Origin of the sequence: Cytobacillus sp. FSL W8-0315, assembly GCF_038002905.1 — a bacterium.
In the GTDB taxonomy this organism is placed as follows: Bacteria; Bacillota; Bacilli; order Bacillales; family Cytobacillaceae; genus Cytobacillus; species Cytobacillus pseudoceanisediminis.
Map to the genome: position 1 here is coordinate 2,481,490 of NZ_JBBOOC010000001.1, position 15,668 is coordinate 2,497,157.

Annotated in this window: 20 protein-coding genes; 16 read left to right on the forward strand and 4 right to left on the reverse strand. The window is 42.2% G+C overall.

All coding sequences use genetic code 11. The annotated features are described in order from the left end of the window. Positions 1-38 precede the first annotated feature (38 nt). Positions 39-2,162, forward strand: coding sequence for a peptidoglycan D,D-transpeptidase FtsI family protein (locus MKY20_RS12770; RefSeq protein WP_258753766.1), 2,124 nt, complete (start codon positions 39-41; stop codon positions 2,160-2,162). A gap of 46 nt (positions 2,163-2,208) precedes the next feature. Here MKY20_RS12770 and MKY20_RS12775 read toward each other — a convergent pair whose 3' ends face one another. Beyond that, positions 2,209-2,388: a hypothetical protein gene (locus MKY20_RS12775; protein ID WP_009333483.1), complete on the reverse strand. Its 180-nt coding sequence runs from the start codon at positions 2,386-2,388 to the stop codon at positions 2,209-2,211. A gap of 226 nt (positions 2,389-2,614) precedes the next feature. Here MKY20_RS12775 and MKY20_RS12780 point away from each other — a divergent pair, with 226 nt between their 5' ends. Further along, the gene (locus tag MKY20_RS12780) at positions 2,615-2,896 is read left to right on the forward strand and encodes a hypothetical protein (RefSeq protein ID WP_019381172.1); all 282 of its coding nucleotides are present in this window, start codon (positions 2,615-2,617) and stop codon (positions 2,894-2,896) included. 67 nt (positions 2,897-2,963) lie between these two features. Next, the gene (locus MKY20_RS28700; protein WP_034296749.1) at positions 2,964-3,203 is read left to right on the forward strand and encodes a hypothetical protein; all 240 of its coding nucleotides are present in this window, start codon (positions 2,964-2,966) and stop codon (positions 3,201-3,203) included. A gap of 286 nt (positions 3,204-3,489) precedes the next feature. Here MKY20_RS28700 and MKY20_RS12790 read toward each other — a convergent pair whose 3' ends face one another. Further along, entirely contained in the window at positions 3,490-4,002 is a 513-nt protein-coding gene (locus tag MKY20_RS12790) for a DUF3231 family protein (protein WP_009333489.1), read from the reverse strand. A 159-nt stretch (positions 4,003-4,161) separates the two neighbouring features. Here MKY20_RS12790 and MKY20_RS12795 point away from each other — a divergent pair, with 159 nt between their 5' ends. Continuing rightward, the gene (locus MKY20_RS12795; RefSeq protein ID WP_019381175.1) at positions 4,162-4,476 is read left to right on the forward strand and encodes a hypothetical protein; all 315 of its coding nucleotides are present in this window, start codon (positions 4,162-4,164) and stop codon (positions 4,474-4,476) included. A gap of 21 nt (positions 4,477-4,497) precedes the next feature. On the opposite strand, the gene MKY20_RS12800 is transcribed toward MKY20_RS12795, so the two are convergent. Continuing rightward, positions 4,498-4,728 (reverse strand): hypothetical protein, encoded by a 231-nt coding sequence (locus MKY20_RS12800; RefSeq protein WP_251175001.1) that lies wholly within the window; start codon positions 4,726-4,728, stop codon positions 4,498-4,500. Positions 4,729-4,763: 35 nt separating this feature from the next. After that, positions 4,764-5,093: a hypothetical protein gene (locus MKY20_RS12805; protein WP_009333494.1), complete on the reverse strand. Its 330-nt coding sequence runs from the start codon at positions 5,091-5,093 to the stop codon at positions 4,764-4,766. Between the two features lie 237 nt (positions 5,094-5,330). Between MKY20_RS12805 and MKY20_RS12810 the strand changes: the two genes are divergently transcribed. The 12 genes from MKY20_RS12810 to MKY20_RS12865 all read left to right on the forward strand — a co-directional run bounded on the left by MKY20_RS12810 (position 5,331) and on the right by MKY20_RS12865 (position 15,649). After that, the gene (locus MKY20_RS12810) at positions 5,331-6,413 is read left to right on the forward strand and encodes a hypothetical protein (RefSeq protein WP_252245190.1); all 1,083 of its coding nucleotides are present in this window, start codon (positions 5,331-5,333) and stop codon (positions 6,411-6,413) included. Continuing rightward, complete coding sequence (locus tag MKY20_RS12815) at positions 6,400-8,568, forward strand: molybdopterin oxidoreductase family protein (RefSeq protein ID WP_252245189.1); 2,169 nt, start codon at positions 6,400-6,402, stop codon at positions 8,566-8,568. The genes MKY20_RS12810 and MKY20_RS12815 overlap by 14 nt, the downstream gene beginning before the upstream one ends. Beyond that, on the forward strand, positions 8,569-9,129 hold the full coding sequence (locus tag MKY20_RS12820) for a 4Fe-4S dicluster domain-containing protein (protein WP_009333499.1): 561 nt from the start codon (positions 8,569-8,571) through the stop codon (positions 9,127-9,129). A gap of 12 nt (positions 9,130-9,141) precedes the next feature. Then, positions 9,142-9,666, forward strand: coding sequence for a Rieske (2Fe-2S) protein (locus tag MKY20_RS12825; RefSeq protein WP_009333501.1), 525 nt, complete (start codon positions 9,142-9,144; stop codon positions 9,664-9,666). Next, positions 9,656-9,847, forward strand: a complete 192-nt coding sequence (locus MKY20_RS12830; protein WP_251174999.1) for a hypothetical protein — start codon at positions 9,656-9,658, stop codon at positions 9,845-9,847. The genes MKY20_RS12825 and MKY20_RS12830 overlap by 11 nt, the downstream gene beginning before the upstream one ends. A gap of 5 nt (positions 9,848-9,852) precedes the next feature. Further along, the gene (locus MKY20_RS12835; protein WP_009333504.1) at positions 9,853-10,164 is read left to right on the forward strand and encodes a hypothetical protein; all 312 of its coding nucleotides are present in this window, start codon (positions 9,853-9,855) and stop codon (positions 10,162-10,164) included. After that, a complete protein-coding gene (locus MKY20_RS12840; protein ID WP_251174998.1) occupies positions 10,151-10,426 on the forward strand; it encodes a hypothetical protein in 276 nt (91 codons plus the stop codon). Before MKY20_RS12835 ends, MKY20_RS12840 begins: the two co-directional genes overlap by 14 nt. A 5-nt stretch (positions 10,427-10,431) precedes the next feature. Next, the gene (locus tag MKY20_RS12845) at positions 10,432-11,940 is read left to right on the forward strand and encodes a nitrate/nitrite transporter (protein ID WP_019381179.1); all 1,509 of its coding nucleotides are present in this window, start codon (positions 10,432-10,434) and stop codon (positions 11,938-11,940) included. A gap of 34 nt (positions 11,941-11,974) precedes the next feature. After that, the gene (locus tag MKY20_RS12850; RefSeq protein ID WP_019381180.1) at positions 11,975-12,625 is read left to right on the forward strand and encodes a sensor histidine kinase; all 651 of its coding nucleotides are present in this window, start codon (positions 11,975-11,977) and stop codon (positions 12,623-12,625) included. A 177-nt stretch (positions 12,626-12,802) separates the two neighbouring features. Beyond that, entirely contained in the window at positions 12,803-13,456 is a 654-nt protein-coding gene (locus MKY20_RS12855; protein ID WP_009333508.1) for a response regulator, read from the forward strand. Beyond that, positions 13,446-13,898: a GAF domain-containing protein gene (locus MKY20_RS12860; protein WP_258753764.1), complete on the forward strand. Its 453-nt coding sequence runs from the start codon at positions 13,446-13,448 to the stop codon at positions 13,896-13,898. Before MKY20_RS12855 ends, MKY20_RS12860 begins: the two co-directional genes overlap by 11 nt. Before the next feature lie 23 nt (positions 13,899-13,921). Beyond that, a complete protein-coding gene (locus MKY20_RS12865; protein WP_019381181.1) occupies positions 13,922-15,649 on the forward strand; it encodes a PAS domain-containing sensor histidine kinase in 1,728 nt (575 codons plus the stop codon). Positions 15,650-15,668 lie beyond the last annotated feature (19 nt).

The following is a 15,668-nucleotide window of genomic DNA, read 5'->3' on the forward strand; positions in this document are numbered from 1 at the left end:
TATACAGACATAATGTTCATAAGGGGGGAGATTCGTACATGGGGAAAAAGAAGAAAAAGAAAAGCCATGTGCCTTTTAGGGTTAATTTATTGTTTTTTGCTGTTTTTGTTTTGTTTTCAGTACTAATCTTAAGACTTGGCGTTGTCCAGATTGTAAATGGTGAGACATACAAAAAAGAAGTGGACAGGACGGAAGATGTCATCGTAGCTAATCCGGTTCCAAGGGGAAGGATGCTTGACAGGAACCATCAGGTTATTGTGGATAATATTCCAAAGAGTGCGATTACGTATACAAATCGGAATGCCAAACAGAAAGAAATGCTTCAGGTGGCAGAGCGGCTGGCCATTCTGATTGATAAAAAGACGGATAAAGTGACGGAACGAGATAAGAAGGATCATTGGATTCTAAAAAATCCTGATGCTGTCCGGGATAAAATAACTGATAAGGAATGGAAGCTGTTTAAAGAGAACAAATTGGATGATAAGCAAATTTATGAGATGCAGCTTAAGAGAATTACAGACGAAGATCTGAAACAGCTGAGCAAGCAGGATCTGGAAGTGCGGGCAATCTTCCGGGAATTTACGAGCGGTTATGCCATGACGCCGCAAATAGTCAAAAATGAGGATGTATCAAGTAAAGAATATGCTGCGGTAAGCGAGAACCTTCAATATCTTCCAGGGGTCAATACAACTACTGACTGGGATCGAACTTATGCTTTTGACAGTACGCTCCAGACAGTCCTGGGGAAGGTTACAGATACAAACGAAGGGCTGCCGCAGGAAAGGCTGGATTATTTTCTGGCCAGGGACTACAGCAGAAATGAACGCGTAGGTAAGAGCTATCTCGAAATGCAATATGAGGATGTTCTGCATGGCCAAAAATCAAAGGAAAAGCTTATTACTAAAAAAGGAGAAATTCTCGGAAGTGAACTGGTTTCTCAGGGCCAAAGAGGCAAGGATCTTGTTCTGACGATTGATATGGATCTGCAGAAGGCTGTGGAAAAAATATTGGAAGAGGAAATTTGGGCTGCAAAAAGGACTCGGGGAACATATTTAATGGATCGTGCGTTTGTCGTCCTAATGAATCCGCATACTGGTGAAGTTCTGACGATGACAGGGAAAATGATAGACAAAGATGATGATGGCAAAACGGTTCTGCAGGATTATGCGCTGGGTACGATTGCCTCTTCTTATAATGTGGGATCCTCTGTAAAAGGGGCAACCGTTTTAACAGGATATAAAACCGGTGCAATTTCACCCGGGACTGCATTTTTAGATGCACCAATGAAAATTGCAGGTACACCACAGGTGAAAAAATCGTGGTTTAACTTTCAGGCAATCATGAACGAAACAAGGGCTTTGCGTATATCCTCAAACGTATATATGTTCAAAACAGCAATTGAAATTGCGGATGCGCGGTATGCATATGATCAGCCTCTGGGATTTAAAAACCCTAATGCATTTGAAGACATGAGAGAGTCATTCGGCCAATTTGGCCTCGGAGTCAGAACTGGCATCGATTTGCCGAATGAGGCGATAGGCTATGAAGGACCGCTTCGCTTGCCGGGATTTCTATTAGACCTTGCAATCGGACAGTATGATACCTACACTCCGATGCAAATGGCGCAATATATATCAACGATTGCAAATGGCGGCTATCGTATCCAGCCGCGCCTTGTAAAAGAAATCCGTGAGCCCGCCACAGAGCAGGAGGAGCTTGGCCGGATCTGGAAGGATATCCAGCCAACTGTCTTAAATACGATAGATGTAAGTGATAGAGAACTAAACACTGTCAAAGAAGGATTAAGACAGGTGATGCAGCATCCTGAAGGGACTGCATATCGAAGGTTCGCAGATGCGCCATATTCTCCAGCAGGAAAAACAGGTACAGCGGAAGCATTTTATGATGGCCCTCTCAAAAAAAAGGGAGATGCATTAATAGATGTTATGAACTTGAGCCTTGTTGCCTATGCACCCCATAATAATCCAGAAATCGCCATGTCTGTCATTGTTCCATGGGCATACCAGGGAAGAAGCGGACATACAGCCAATTATGAAATTGGCAGAAAAGTATTAGATGCCTATTTTGAGCTGAAAAAGAAGCGGATGTCCGGACAGGAACAGTCGCCAGAAGAAGATTCTGAAACAGAAGAATCTAATTAAATATGAGTTTTAGCGGCCAATACTTGCTGGACAAAAAAGCCTTTCCTTATTGGGAATGGCTTTTTTTATACTTGAATTTATTTTTTAAGTGATGCAGTTTTTGTTTAATTAAAACCGGTTTGCCGCTTTTTCCGAAGACCTTACGATTCACCGCAAATTGAATCGTTTCTTCCAAAATAGCGAGGATAATAATAGGGATGAAGATTACCAGAATCCAGAACCACATGCCTCTGCTCCTTTCGTCTGATCGGCATACAATTTATTTATATTCAGGATTGAAACGATAATGATATTTATGGGAAAATCAGCCATGTATTTTTTGGACCGAACAATGTCCTGGTTATTTTCTTAAATAACCTATTATTTCTGAAATAAACTTCTGCTTTTTTAAAGGTTCTGTGTAGTTTAATGAAAAGGCATTCGGGAAAATAGCTTAAAAAGGAGGTCCTGACATGAAAACAATAAATGTAGAGCTTCAGTATGATGATCAGGAAATGAATAATACTCAGACAAAGGTATTTGATCAATTGAAGAACCAGCTCGAAGGAACAGGATTTAAAGTGGTAACGATTATGGAAAATGATCAATATCTAAAGGAGCACTCAGGTCTACCCAATCAAAAGAAAAACAAAGTGCTGCCATCTCAGCCTGAAGGAGCAGAACCTGATATCAATTCCAGCGGTGCCGGCGGTATGGTCTCCCCTGATTCCAGTGAAAGCAAATACTCTGAGTAAGTTACATGAGCCTTAGTCACATTCCGGACTAAGGTTTTTTTATTTTTAAAAAGGAATTAATACGCGTTTGGATAGAATTTACAAAAATAGAGAATTTGTTTGGAGGAGGGGCATTTATGAGTCAAAAGCTCTTAAGAGTGGGAATAGTCACATACCTGTCAGAAATGTAATGGATTCTTTAAACTGGTACACAGAGAATCTTGGAGCAGCAAAAAGTTTTAGGGATGAAAAGGGAAAAATGGCCATAATCAATATGGCAAGCCAAAGCTTTTTCCTTTTGGAAACACCTCAAAGAGGAAAGTCTTAATTTTAAGGGTTCTGACGGAAGATTGCGATTTTGTTTAACCTTTGAACTCAATGGAATAACAGAGCTCGAAAACTTGCATCGGGAACTTTTTGAGAAGGAAGTAAATACAGGAGCTATCGAAAATCGCGGGCATCCTGGCAGGAATTTTGTATCTTCTGACCCGGACGGCATCTTGTTTGATGTATGGAGTGAACTGAGCCCAAGTTTTAAGAAATAACCTTTAGGAAAGAGAGCAGACAATGGACTCTGCTCTCTTTTTACATATGGACATCTCTCCAGCAAATCCTTAGCAATTATCCGATTTGTGAAGATGTAGCGGCGGAGGAATAAGCCAGCCTTTTTCTTTATTCATTCGAAGAACCTTAACACCTAAAGCTGCTTTCTGAGTATGAAATTGGCCAAACATGCCTGCGATATCTTCACGGATACATTGGCCCATGATTGTACTGCAGCCAACCAATCCTGCTGCCAGGTCTCCTGCTAACTTTGCAGCTACTTCAGGATCCATGAATCGGGCACCTGGAGGGATATCATTTACACAAGCATCAGGTCTATCAGGTGGTGCGGGGGGAAGACCGATCCCGTTTTCCTTTAACATCGCCTCAATTTGTTCCTCTTCCTGCTTGCAGAGGCGGATGGCTTCTTCAAGCATTTTCTTCAAGTCCCCATCCCCAGAGTGGCTAAGCATCGTTTGGTAGGCAGAGGTCATTCCCTTTCCTGCCAGCAAGTAGGACCATGTGCTATAAACCTCGCCATAATGCAAAGGCTCGTCCTTTGGATTTCCGCTTAAAATACCCATTGTATACCTCCTGAAAAGATTCATTTTTTGTGCCACCTTCCTTATAATGCACAGCTATATCATGCCCAACTAGCGTCTTAAAATGTCATTGAATATTAAATGGTTAAACTTCCTCAGTATGTGGTAAATATCGTATAAAAGATAGAGGAGATGAAAAACATGGACCAAACAAAAAAAACATATTATATAGATATTGAAAATGCGCAGATTTACACAGAACCAGTTGAAGCAGCCGAATGGCAGTTTAAAATTTTTGCAACAGATGAAGAATTAGCTCAGTTAAATGATTATATTAATGAGAATTATGATGCAGATCTTAAAACATTTGCCCGTGCACATGTCCCTTTCCTGGAATACCACAAAGAATCAAAAAATGATGAATATGATGCATCCATGGAAGGCATATATAAAATGATTTATGATCTGGGTGATGACAAAGCGCGGAGACATATAGAAGGGATGGGAATATTATAATCTAAAAAATGCAGCTGGTCTTTAATCGGACTGGCTGCTTTTGAAAAGATAATACATAAAAAAAGAACCGTCTCTTCTGTTTTCATCAGAATAACGGTTCTTATATTTGCTCCTGTATAATTGTTCTTTTTTGGTTTTTGTTTTTCTTGTGCGCATGTCCGCATTTGCAAATGGGCTTCGATTGCATTCAGGGTTTCTTTTTCCCTCACGTACTGCTTTTTCCCTTAACTTTTTCGCAGCTGATTTAGCCATATGACCAACTCCTTTTCAAGATTGTACCATAATGCCTAAATTGGAGGAATAATATTTGTTAACAGTAAGATAAAGAAAACAAGACCAATAAGTAAAAAGATAACCGAACCGAGAACAGCATAATTCGGTCTGAAGCTGAATTCCTCCCTTTTAGATATGAATCCAGTCATGGCACTTGCGGTGCTGTCCATAAACCTCGTAACCATACCGCCGCTGCTCGAAAACCATACAGTTAAAGCTGTAAAAACCACACCTGAAAAAAACATGATTTCGATGAATCGGATTGAAAAGGCACGTGAAGCGAGCAGGGTAATTAAAGTTTCTGCTGCTAGTGTAATGAACATTATAAATATATTTTTTTTCATTATTCCGCCTCCTATATAGAAATACGCATGAATTTGGAAAAAGTTTCAATATTTTCGCAAGACCTTTGAAAAGGTCTTTTTTTTGTGCATTGTCTTCAGCAACATGCTCATTTAATATCCTTTCTTAAAGATAGGGGAATTTCCCCCCTCTAATGGGGAAGTTCCCCGATATTGAAAAAGTCCTCCCGCTTTTACAATAAGGTTAAGGTAATTGTTTGTGAATGAGGAGGAGTTAATATGCAGGCAAAAGCTGCAGTCAATCAAAAAACAGGAAACACATTAAACAATGCGTTTGCATCTCATTTTGCCAAGTCGATGTTTTTATCTGTTACAGCATTAGCAATTCTTTCTTTTATTGGCACTAGAATGTTTACACATGTGGATTTAAACCTGTACGGATATATGGTCGGAACGATTGTGTTTATTGGAGGGTTTTTCTATAGGTTTATTGCCTGGGGCGAAAGGCCGCCAACAAAGCTTATCCTGAAAAAAGGATTGAAGCTGCTATTTAGAAAGTCAACGCCAAAAACGTCTGTTGAGCATCTTGCAACCTACAATTTTATCTGGAATAGGGGAATTTACCGATGGACTCAGCACGTGCTTATCGGCTGGGGCTGCATTTTATCCTGCTTCGTTACATTCCCTCTCGTTTTCGGATGGATGTATTTTACGATGGATGACAATGGCCATTACAACATTATTGCAATGGGCATGAAGGTAATGACTGTCCCTGCGGATGGCATCGTTGCCACCCTTTCTTATAACGCGCTGAATATTACAGCAGTAATGGTAATCGCTGGAGTTTGCATGGCGCTGTACCGCCGTCTGAAAAATATGCAGGCAAGAGCAGAGCAGAAATTCTTATATGATTTCATGCCTCTTTATATGCTGCTTCTAGTCAGCATCACAGGGTTGGCTTTAACCTTTATGAATCTCTTTTTACACGGTGCAGGACAGCCGGCAATGTCATTGATCCATCAGTGGTCAGTCATCATTACACTGATTTACCTGCCATTTGGAAAGCTTGCACATATTCCTTTCCGCCCAATGAGTGTTTTGGCAAGAAACTACAGAGAACATTATGCCGAACAGGGCATGAAGGAATGCAAGGTGTGCGGAGATCAGTTTGTTTCATCAGAACAATCAAAAGATGTCGTCGATGTACTCGGCGTGAACGATATTGAATTTAAAGCAAAGGAAGGACATCATCTTGCAGAAATGTGCCTCCCTTGCAGAAGGAAATACCGGATTGCACAATTTTCCGGATTCCCCACTCATGAAGTGAAGGTCAAGGAGGCAAACCAGAATGCAAAGGGATAAGTTTTTTAAAGAAATTGAGAATCTAAACCATCCGAATGAAAAATTGATCAAAACACATTGCAGCTATTGCGGCATGCAATGCGGAATGAACTTGAGGGTTAATACACAGACAAATAAAATCATTGGGGTCGAGCCCCGGTATGACTGGCCGGTTACGGTCGGGAAAATGTGCCCTAAAGGGGTTACCGCCTACCAGCAGACCAACCACAAGGACCGCCTGCTGAAACCGCTGATCCGGGATGATGCTTCGTTGAAAGGAACCACAGAAGGGTTCCGTGAAGCAAGCTGGGATGAAGCATACGATTTAATTGCAAAAAAATTTAAAGAGCTTCAAACAGAATTCGGAAAAGATTCACTCTCCGTCTTCAGCGGGGTATCAATGACAAATGAAAAATGTTATTTGACAGGTAAATTTGCCCGTGTTGCTCTTGCAACGCGATATATTGACTATAACGGACGTTTCTGTATGTCAAGCGCTGCCGGCGGTTTCCTCCGTTCTTTCGGAGTTGATAGAGGGTCAACATTGCCTTGGACAGATATTCATGAAACAGATTGCCTGTTTATCGCTGGAAGCAATACAGCTGAATGCCATCCAACTTCCATGTTCCGCATTTGGAACGTTCAGGAAAGAGGCGGTTATATCATTGTAGTCGATCCACGGGAAACGCCAATTGCCAGAAGAGCTGACCTTCATCTCGACCTGCAGCCCGGAACAGACCTTGCACTTGCAAACGGAATTGTTAATCAATTGATTGAAATGGGCTATATAGATGAAGAGTTTATTAATAAACATACCAACGGATTTGAAGAAACAAAGGAACTTGTAAAGGATTTCACACCTGAATATACAAGTATGCTGACTGGTGTGGCGGAGGAAAAAATCATTCGTGCTGCAGAAATATACGGAAAAGCTCCAAATGCAGTTGTCATGTTTGCACGAGGTGTTGAACAGCAGCATAAGGGTGTTGATAATGTTTCCGCCTACACCAATATGGCGCTTGTTACTGGAAAGATTGGCCGTCCGAAAGCCGGCGTAGCCACATTCACCGGTCAGGGCAATGGACAGGGCGGAAGAGAGCATGGACAGAAATCGGATTTGCTTCCAGGCTACCGAAAAATTACTAACCCGAAACATGTTGAAGAAGTATGCAGTGTTTGGGGAATTACACCTGAAGAAATGCCGCAGCCTGGTGTATCTGCTTATGAAATGATTGAGCTGATGGAGCAAAAAACGATTCGCGGTTTATACCTTCTATGTTCCAATCCTGCTGTATCTGCACCAAATCAACATTTTGTCAGGAAAGCATTTAAGGCTCTGGATTTCATGGTATGCTCCGATTTCTACCTTTCTGAATCGGCAGAATTTGCAGATGTTGTTCTTCCTGCAGTCACATGGTCAGAAGATGAAGGAACAGTAACGAATATTGAAGGCCGCATTATTAAAATCAATAAAGCCCAGGAACCTGTTGGGGAATCGAAGCCGGACTGGCAAATACAAGTGGAGCTGGCTGAACGTTTAGGAAAAGGAAAATACTTTTCTCACCTTAAAACGGCACGAGATGTTGCAGATGAGTTCAGACTGGCTACCAAGGGCGGCTATGCTGATTACTATGGAGCTACCTGGGATAAAATCGACAAGCAGGATGGAGTTTTCTGGCCATGCAAAAATGAAAAGGATGAAGGGACACCACATATGTTCCTTGATAAGAAATTTTATCATCCGGACGGCAAAGCAAAAATATGCGCACTTCCATACCGTCCGCCAGCGGAAGAACCATGTGAAAAATATCCGCTCCGTTTAACAACTGGCCGGGTGGTTTACCATTACCTATCCGGTAATCAGACTAGAAGAATTCCATTCCTTCATGATATGTGCCCTGAACCATTTGTGGAGATCCATCCGGAAACAGCATCAAAATATAATATGGAACATGAAGAAAGGGTCCGTTTATTTACCAGAAGAGGCGAGGCCATCTATAAAGTCAAAATTACGGAAGCCATCCGCAAGGATACCGTCTTTGTTCCATACCATTTTGGACATGAGGATTCTATTAATCTATTAACAATTGCAGCATTAGATCCTATTTCCCGAATGCCTGAGTTCAAGGCATGTGCTGCACAGCTGGAAAAAGTCGAATTAAAGAAGGTGCAATAAATGAAGAAGAGGCTGTATTTAGAACTTGAAAACTGTATAGGATGCCGTTCTTGTCTGGCAGCATGTACACAATGCGGGGGGCATGAGGAGCGCAACAGGAATTATGTGTATGATGTAAATCCTCTTGTGAACCGGCAGACGATGCCTCTCATGTGCCTTCACTGTGAAAATCCGGCATGTGCCCGAAGCTGTCCGGCCCAGGCTATTCAAATTCATGAGACAGGCGCTGTGTTATCTGCACTGGTGGAAAAGTGTATTGGCTGCCAGAACTGCACAATTGCCTGCCCATATGGCATACCAAAATTTGATCAAGAGCAGAACTTAATGTACAAATGCGACCTATGTATTGACCGTACTAAAGATGGAATTCCTCCTATGTGTGCGAGTGTATGTCCATCCAACACGCTGCAATGGCTGACAGATGAAGAAATTGAAAACAAGAAGAAGCAATTTAACCTTGATAACGGCAAATGGGTAACAAGCATGCCATACCTAGAAGGCGAAACAAACGTTAAGGTAAATCTGCCGGGAATCCTGCAGGGGATTACAAAGCTGTTTTAGGAGGGATTAGGGATGTCTGATAAGAATAACAAGATTCCCTTTAATGAAGATAATTATACGCATAATATCGAACGGAATAACGAAAGAAAACTGGATAGACGCGGGTTCATGAAAACTTTGGTTGGTGCCGCCGGTGTATTTGCGGTTTCCTCCCTTCCCTGGGGGGCAGTTGCTGCCAAAGAATTAATGGGGCTTGGCGAAAAAGAATATCCTCATAAGAAAATAACTGAAGTAAGCAAGCTGCCAATCGGTGATGCAGTGGAGTTCAAGTTTCCTGGGGATCATGATGACGCCATTTTAATCCGCTTATCAGAGAACAAATATGTCGCCTATCAGAATGCGTGCACACATTTGCGCTGTCCGGTATTTTGGGTGAAGGAGCAAGGTGAAATGATCTGCCCTTGCCACCACGGCAAGTTCGATGTGGAGACTGGTTCGCCAACTGCGGGACCGCCAAGAAGGCCGCTTCCGGAAATCCAGGTTAAGGTGGAGAATGGAGCAATCTTTGCAGTGAGGGTGAAACGTTATGAAGCGTAGCTACCTGGGTGTCATCATTTTGGCCGCGATATTAATGATGAATATTGTCTTTACCCAATATATGGTCCACCAATACTATTACGAAAACTATGTAAATGTACTGATTTTCGGCGGACTGAATATTGTTCTTTTTCCCTTGGCTGTATTCGCTTATAAAAAGACGATTAACAAGAGGGCGTGATTTTTATGAACAGTGAGACATATCTTGATTTTTGTTTTGTAAGAGAACAATCCGGGGATTTTGCTCCAGAAGTGGATCAGCTCCTTTCCGAACTATTCAAGGGAGTCCGCCTGAACTGGTATTTGGATGAGAAATCTCATGACGGCATGAACATTGTTGTAGCAGAGATAAAAGGGATGAGCAAATGGCAATCAGAAGAAGAAACCATTGAATTCATAGAAGAACATGCAAGTGAAACATTCTGGAAATATCTGCAGGGTTATCAAATGTATATTTACCCTGCAAAAAGAGGGTGCGGCAGCTGTGGAACTCATTAAAAAAGAAGATTTGGACCGCTTTGTCCGGCAAAATGTGCAGGTGGCAATTTTAGATGAAAAGGGAAATGACAAAGCCCCTTTTGTTCACAAAGAAATAATAAAAACCGGGCTCTGTCCGGATGGAACACATTTGCGTATTTATTTTGACCGCATGAATTTTTTTGCAGTCCCGCTGACTTCCTCTGTGGAAGCATCTGATAGCAGGTGGGCTGCTTTTGATCAGGAAGCCGGATTAAAATATGTAATAAAGAAGAGAGTGTGAACACAATGATCAGAAAAATACAGCTGCCTTTGCAGACGTTAAACTTAGTAGCCGGGTTTATGGTTTGGGTGCTGATATCCTCCCTTATGCCGTTTATTAAGGAAGATATCAGTATTCCAGCCGACAAGCTAGCCCTTGTAACAGCAGTTCCGGTAATCCTTGGATCGCTGCTGCGCATTCCTCTGGGGTATTATGCTAATCAGTTTGGCGCAAGAATAATCTTTATGCTGAGCTTTATTCTATTATTATTTCCAGTCTATTATATCAGTATAGCTGATTCCATTACTGATTTACTGATCGGGGGATTATTCCTCGGTCTTGGAGGAGCGGTGTTTTCTGTCGGTGTTACATCTCTTCCAAAGTATTATCCAAAGGAGCGCCATGGGTTTGTAAATGGAATATACGGGGCAGGCAATCTTGGAACAGCCATAACCGCATTTGCGGCTCCGGTTGTTGCCACAAAGTTTGGATGGTCCCTAACCGTACAAATCTATCTTGTCCTGCTCGGAATCTTCATTGCAGCAAACTTCTTGCTTGGTGATAAAAAAGAAGTTAAAGTGCAGACTCCGCTTCTGGAACAGATTAAAGGCGTATATAAAAATGAAAAGCTGTGGCTCTTGAGCTTATTCTATTTCATTACTTTCGGATCATTTGTTGCGTTTACCATTTATCTTCCAAATTTCTTAGTTGCTCATTTTGAACTCGATAAAGTGGATGCGGGATTAAGGACAGCCGGATTCATCGTCCTTGCAACTGCCATGAGACCGATTGGCGGATGGCTTGCAGACCGTTTCCATTCTTTAATTCTTCTAATGTTTGTCTTTGGAGTATATACCATCTCTGCAGTAATTCTATCATTATCTCCGTCAATTACATGGTATACATTTGGATGCTTAAGCATTGCTCTATCAGCGGGAATTGGGAATGGTGTTATCTTTAAGCTGGTGCCTATGTACTTCCAGCAGCAGGCGGGTATCGTAAACGGAATTGTTTCCGCAATGGGCGGCCTGGGAGGGTTTTTTCCGCCGCTGATCCTGACCCTGTTATTTAATATCACCGGCCATTATGCGATTGGCTTTATGGCATTGTCAGAAGTGGCGCTTGCCAGCCTGATTCTGGTTGTCTGGATGTACTTCCAAGGTAAAATGGAAATTGCGAGCCAGGTGATTGATCATACAATTGAAGGAATTCTGGTAACGGATAAGGGCGGTAAAATAATCTCTGTAAACCCTGCTTTCACAGAAATAACCGGTTACAAGGAAGAAGAAGTAGTCGGCAAAAATCCGAATATCCTTAAATCAGGGAAGCAGACTAAGGGCTTTTACCAGGACTTATGGACTTCAATCGAAAAAAATGGATTCTGGCAAGGGGAAATATGGAATTGCCGCAAAGACGGAGAAGAATATCTCCAATGGCTTACCATTAGTGCTATTAAAAATGATGCTGGAGATGTAGTCCAATATGCGGGCATGTTTAGTGACATTTCCAGCCATCGGGTAAAAAAAGCAAAGTAAAAGCAAAAATAAAGTCGTAAGGAGGAGGGGTGAAATGGAGATCCAGCCAGCAAAGAAAAATATCAGTTCCTATATTATTCAATCTCAGGAAGATGAGATCAAGCGCATCGCCCTGGAGCTTCATGAAGGGGTCGGGCAGACGCTCTACAGCTTATATACAGGCATGCAGTTCATTCAAACTGCGGTCGATCAGCCCGAGATGAGAGGCTATATTGGAGATATGGCGCAAATGATGGAAAAAACGATTCAGGAAATCAGGCTACTGGCTGTGGAATTGCATCCCCCTGCTCTGGGAACCCTCGGCCTGCTGCCGGCGCTGAAAAGTTATCTGAAATTATACACTTCCACATATGGAATAACAGTGGATCTTCAAAATGAGGGGATGGAAGTCCAAATCAATGAAAGAGAAAGCATTACTTTGTTCCGAGTTTGCCAGGAAGCTCTGGCAAACATAGCCAGGTATGCTGACACAATGAGTGCAGCCATCTTCCTGCAATGGAAACCGGGACAGCTTTCTATAAACATTGAAGACAAGGGGAAGGGCTTTGATGTTAATGCTGGAATGCAAAAATCGTCTGGTCTTGCTGCCATGATTGAAAGAATGTGTTTAATCAGCGGCAAGTGCGTCATCAGCTCCAAAATCGGTGAAGGGACTACAATAGATATCAGCCTTCCGTTATACTAAGATTATACTTAACAAGGGGCCTCGCAAAGCGGCTCCCTTGTTGCCTATAAAAGATTTTTAGCACTGGAATTGTTGCTTTGTACTTCGAGAACTGTCCGGCGCAAGCAGCCTGCCCCCTCGGGCAGGCAAGGCGCTTGTGCTTTTCTCGTGCGGACAAATGGTAAAGGGGGAGCAAGGTTGATCAATATTTTACTTTGCGACGACCACGCGGTAGTCAGAATGGGTTTGAAAATGCTTTTAAATAACCATGAAGATATGCAGGTGGTCGGTGAAGCTTCGGAAGGCAACGAGGGGATTCAGCAGGCTCTTGAATTAAAGCCTGATGTGGTAGTAATGGATTTGAGCATGCCCCATGGAAAAGATGGCATGTCGGCAACGTCAGAATTGAAAAAATTAAAACCGGAAATACAGATCCTGATTTTGACCATGCATGATGATGAAGAGTACTTATTCAGAGCGATCCAAGCGGGTGCGTCCGGATGTATTTTAAAAAGTGCTCCTCATGATGAACTGCTCGCAGCAATCCGGTCTGTTGCAAGCGGGAATGCCTATTTGCATCCGTCTGCAACTAAAAGGCTGATGGAAGAATATATCGGAAGTGTAAAGCAGGGGAACACCGATACATTCAACCTGTTGTCTGACAGGGAGAAAGAGGTTCTTACTTTAATAGCCAAAGGGTTTTCCAATAAGGATATTGCTGAACAGCTTGTGATTAGTGTAAAGACAGTTGAAACCCATAAAGGTAATTTAATGGAAAAACTTCAGATGAAAACCAGGCCGGAACTAGTAGCGTATGCTTTAAAGAAAGGGCTGCTTGGTTATGGAATATAAGGGTTGCAGCCCGGGGGGAAGTGCACTTATTGATCAGGCTTGTGAAAAGGTGCTGACAGAGCTGGACTGTAATTTTGTCGGATTGGCACTGCAAAATACAGATGGCCCGGATGTAAGATGGCATTATGCAGCAGGAAATAGCAACGAAAAATATAAGCGGATTACAGTAAGGTACGGCAAAGGCATTGCAGGAAAGGTAATTTCAACCGGCAGGCCGATGTACGTAGAAAACTTCCCGGAATATGTTGCTGGAAAGGCATTGGAATACCCGATTATGCTTGCTGAAGCCCTGAAGTATGCATATGCTGTTCCCATTCATTTTAAAGGAATCCCTAAAGGGGTCTTCTTGATCGGGAACCGGTCAGGTCAGCCTATAAATGAAAACAAGCAAAACACTGCAAGGAATGCAGCGAGGACACTTGAACTCAAGCTGAATGGTTAAAAAATGCAACTGGAGGAACGTAAATGGACAGGAATAATCAGTTGCCGAAAAAGAGAGAGATTGCTCCTGATTCCAGTGATGCAACGATTCTTGTTAATAGATTTGGGGTCATCTCCTATGCGAATGAGCAGGCGCAAGAGCAATTTGGATATAGGGTAAATGAACTGCAGGGGAAGAGCCTGAAGGAACTGCTCCCTGAGATCACTCTGCATGAAACGGAAGAGGGCAAAGTGGTACACCAATATGGCCGGCATCGTAATGGTCAGGTATTTTCAATCTTTTATAGAATTAATTCTTTCATGCAAGGAGAAGAAACCTATTATTTAATCGTCTTTCATTCAGTCAAAGACCGTTCCCGATTAAAAAAGCAGCAATCATATTCATTAAAGGAATTGGTTGATCTGCAATTTGCCCTGGATGAATCAACAATTGTGGCCTTTACAGACAAAAAAGGAAAAATTACGTATGTGAATGAAAAGTTCTGTGAGGTGTCGAAATATTCTGCGTATGAGCTGGTTGGTAAAGATCATAGAATTATCAACTCATCCTACCATTCCAAAGACTTTATGCAGAACCTTTGGGAAACCATTTCGAGCGGTGAAGTCTGGCGCGGGGAAATTAAAAACAAAGCTAAAGACGGAACTTATTATTGGGTGGATACCACCATCGTTCCCTTCATTGATGACAAAGGAAAGCCATATAAATACCTGGCGATCCGGAATGAAATAACTGAATATAAGCGTGTTGTGGAGGAACTGAAAAATTCCGTAAACGAGCTGATTGATTTAAAATTTGCCCTGGATGCTTCATCCATTGTGGCAATTACAGATCAGAAAGGCACCATTACTTATGTAAATGATCAATTCTGCAGCATCTCAAAATATTCACGGGAAGAATTGCTTGGACAGGATCATAAAATTATCAACTCAGGTTACCATTCTAAAGAATATTTCAGAGATTTGTGGAAGACAATTTCTTCCGGACAGGTATGGAAAGGAGAGATCAAGAACAGAGCCAAGGATGGCACACATTATTGGGTGGATACCACCATCGTCCCATTCCTTAATGAAAAAGGGAAACCTTATCAGCATCTTGCCATTCGCCATGAAGTCACGCAAAGAAAAAATGCAGAAGAAGAGCTGCAAAAAATGATGACCAGGATCATAGAGGTTCAAGAGGATGAACGGAAAAGATTGTCTCGTGAGCTTCATGACGGAATAGGACAGAATTTGTACAGCCATCTTATTACCATTAATAGGCTTCAGGCGGAAATAAGCCACCCGCTGCTTGATCAGATGCAGGATGAGGCTGCTGAAGTCATTGAGGAGCTGAGAGACCTTTCATGGGAACTGCGTCCTTCTGTGCTTGATGATCTTGGTCTGATACCAGCGATTCGATCCTACCTGGTCCGATTTTCAGAACATCACAATATCAACGTCCATTTTGATTGCTACTTGGCTACCCGTCTTAGTTCTAATAAAGAAATCACCATCTACAGGATCATTCAGGAAGCCCTGACTAACATAAGGAAATATGCTGAAACAGATGAGGCAGCAGTCACAATCAGGCAGATGGAAGAAGAAATCCGTATAGTCATTGAAGATAAAGGCATAGGGTTCAATGTTAATGAAGTCTCCAGAGGAGTTGGTCTTTTTAGCATGGAAGAACGAGCAAAAGCTGCAGGCGGTTCCATAAATGTTTATTCAGCAGAAGCTAAAGGGACAAGAATTGTACTTGAAATACCCCTATAGAAAAAAGCTGCCTAATCCA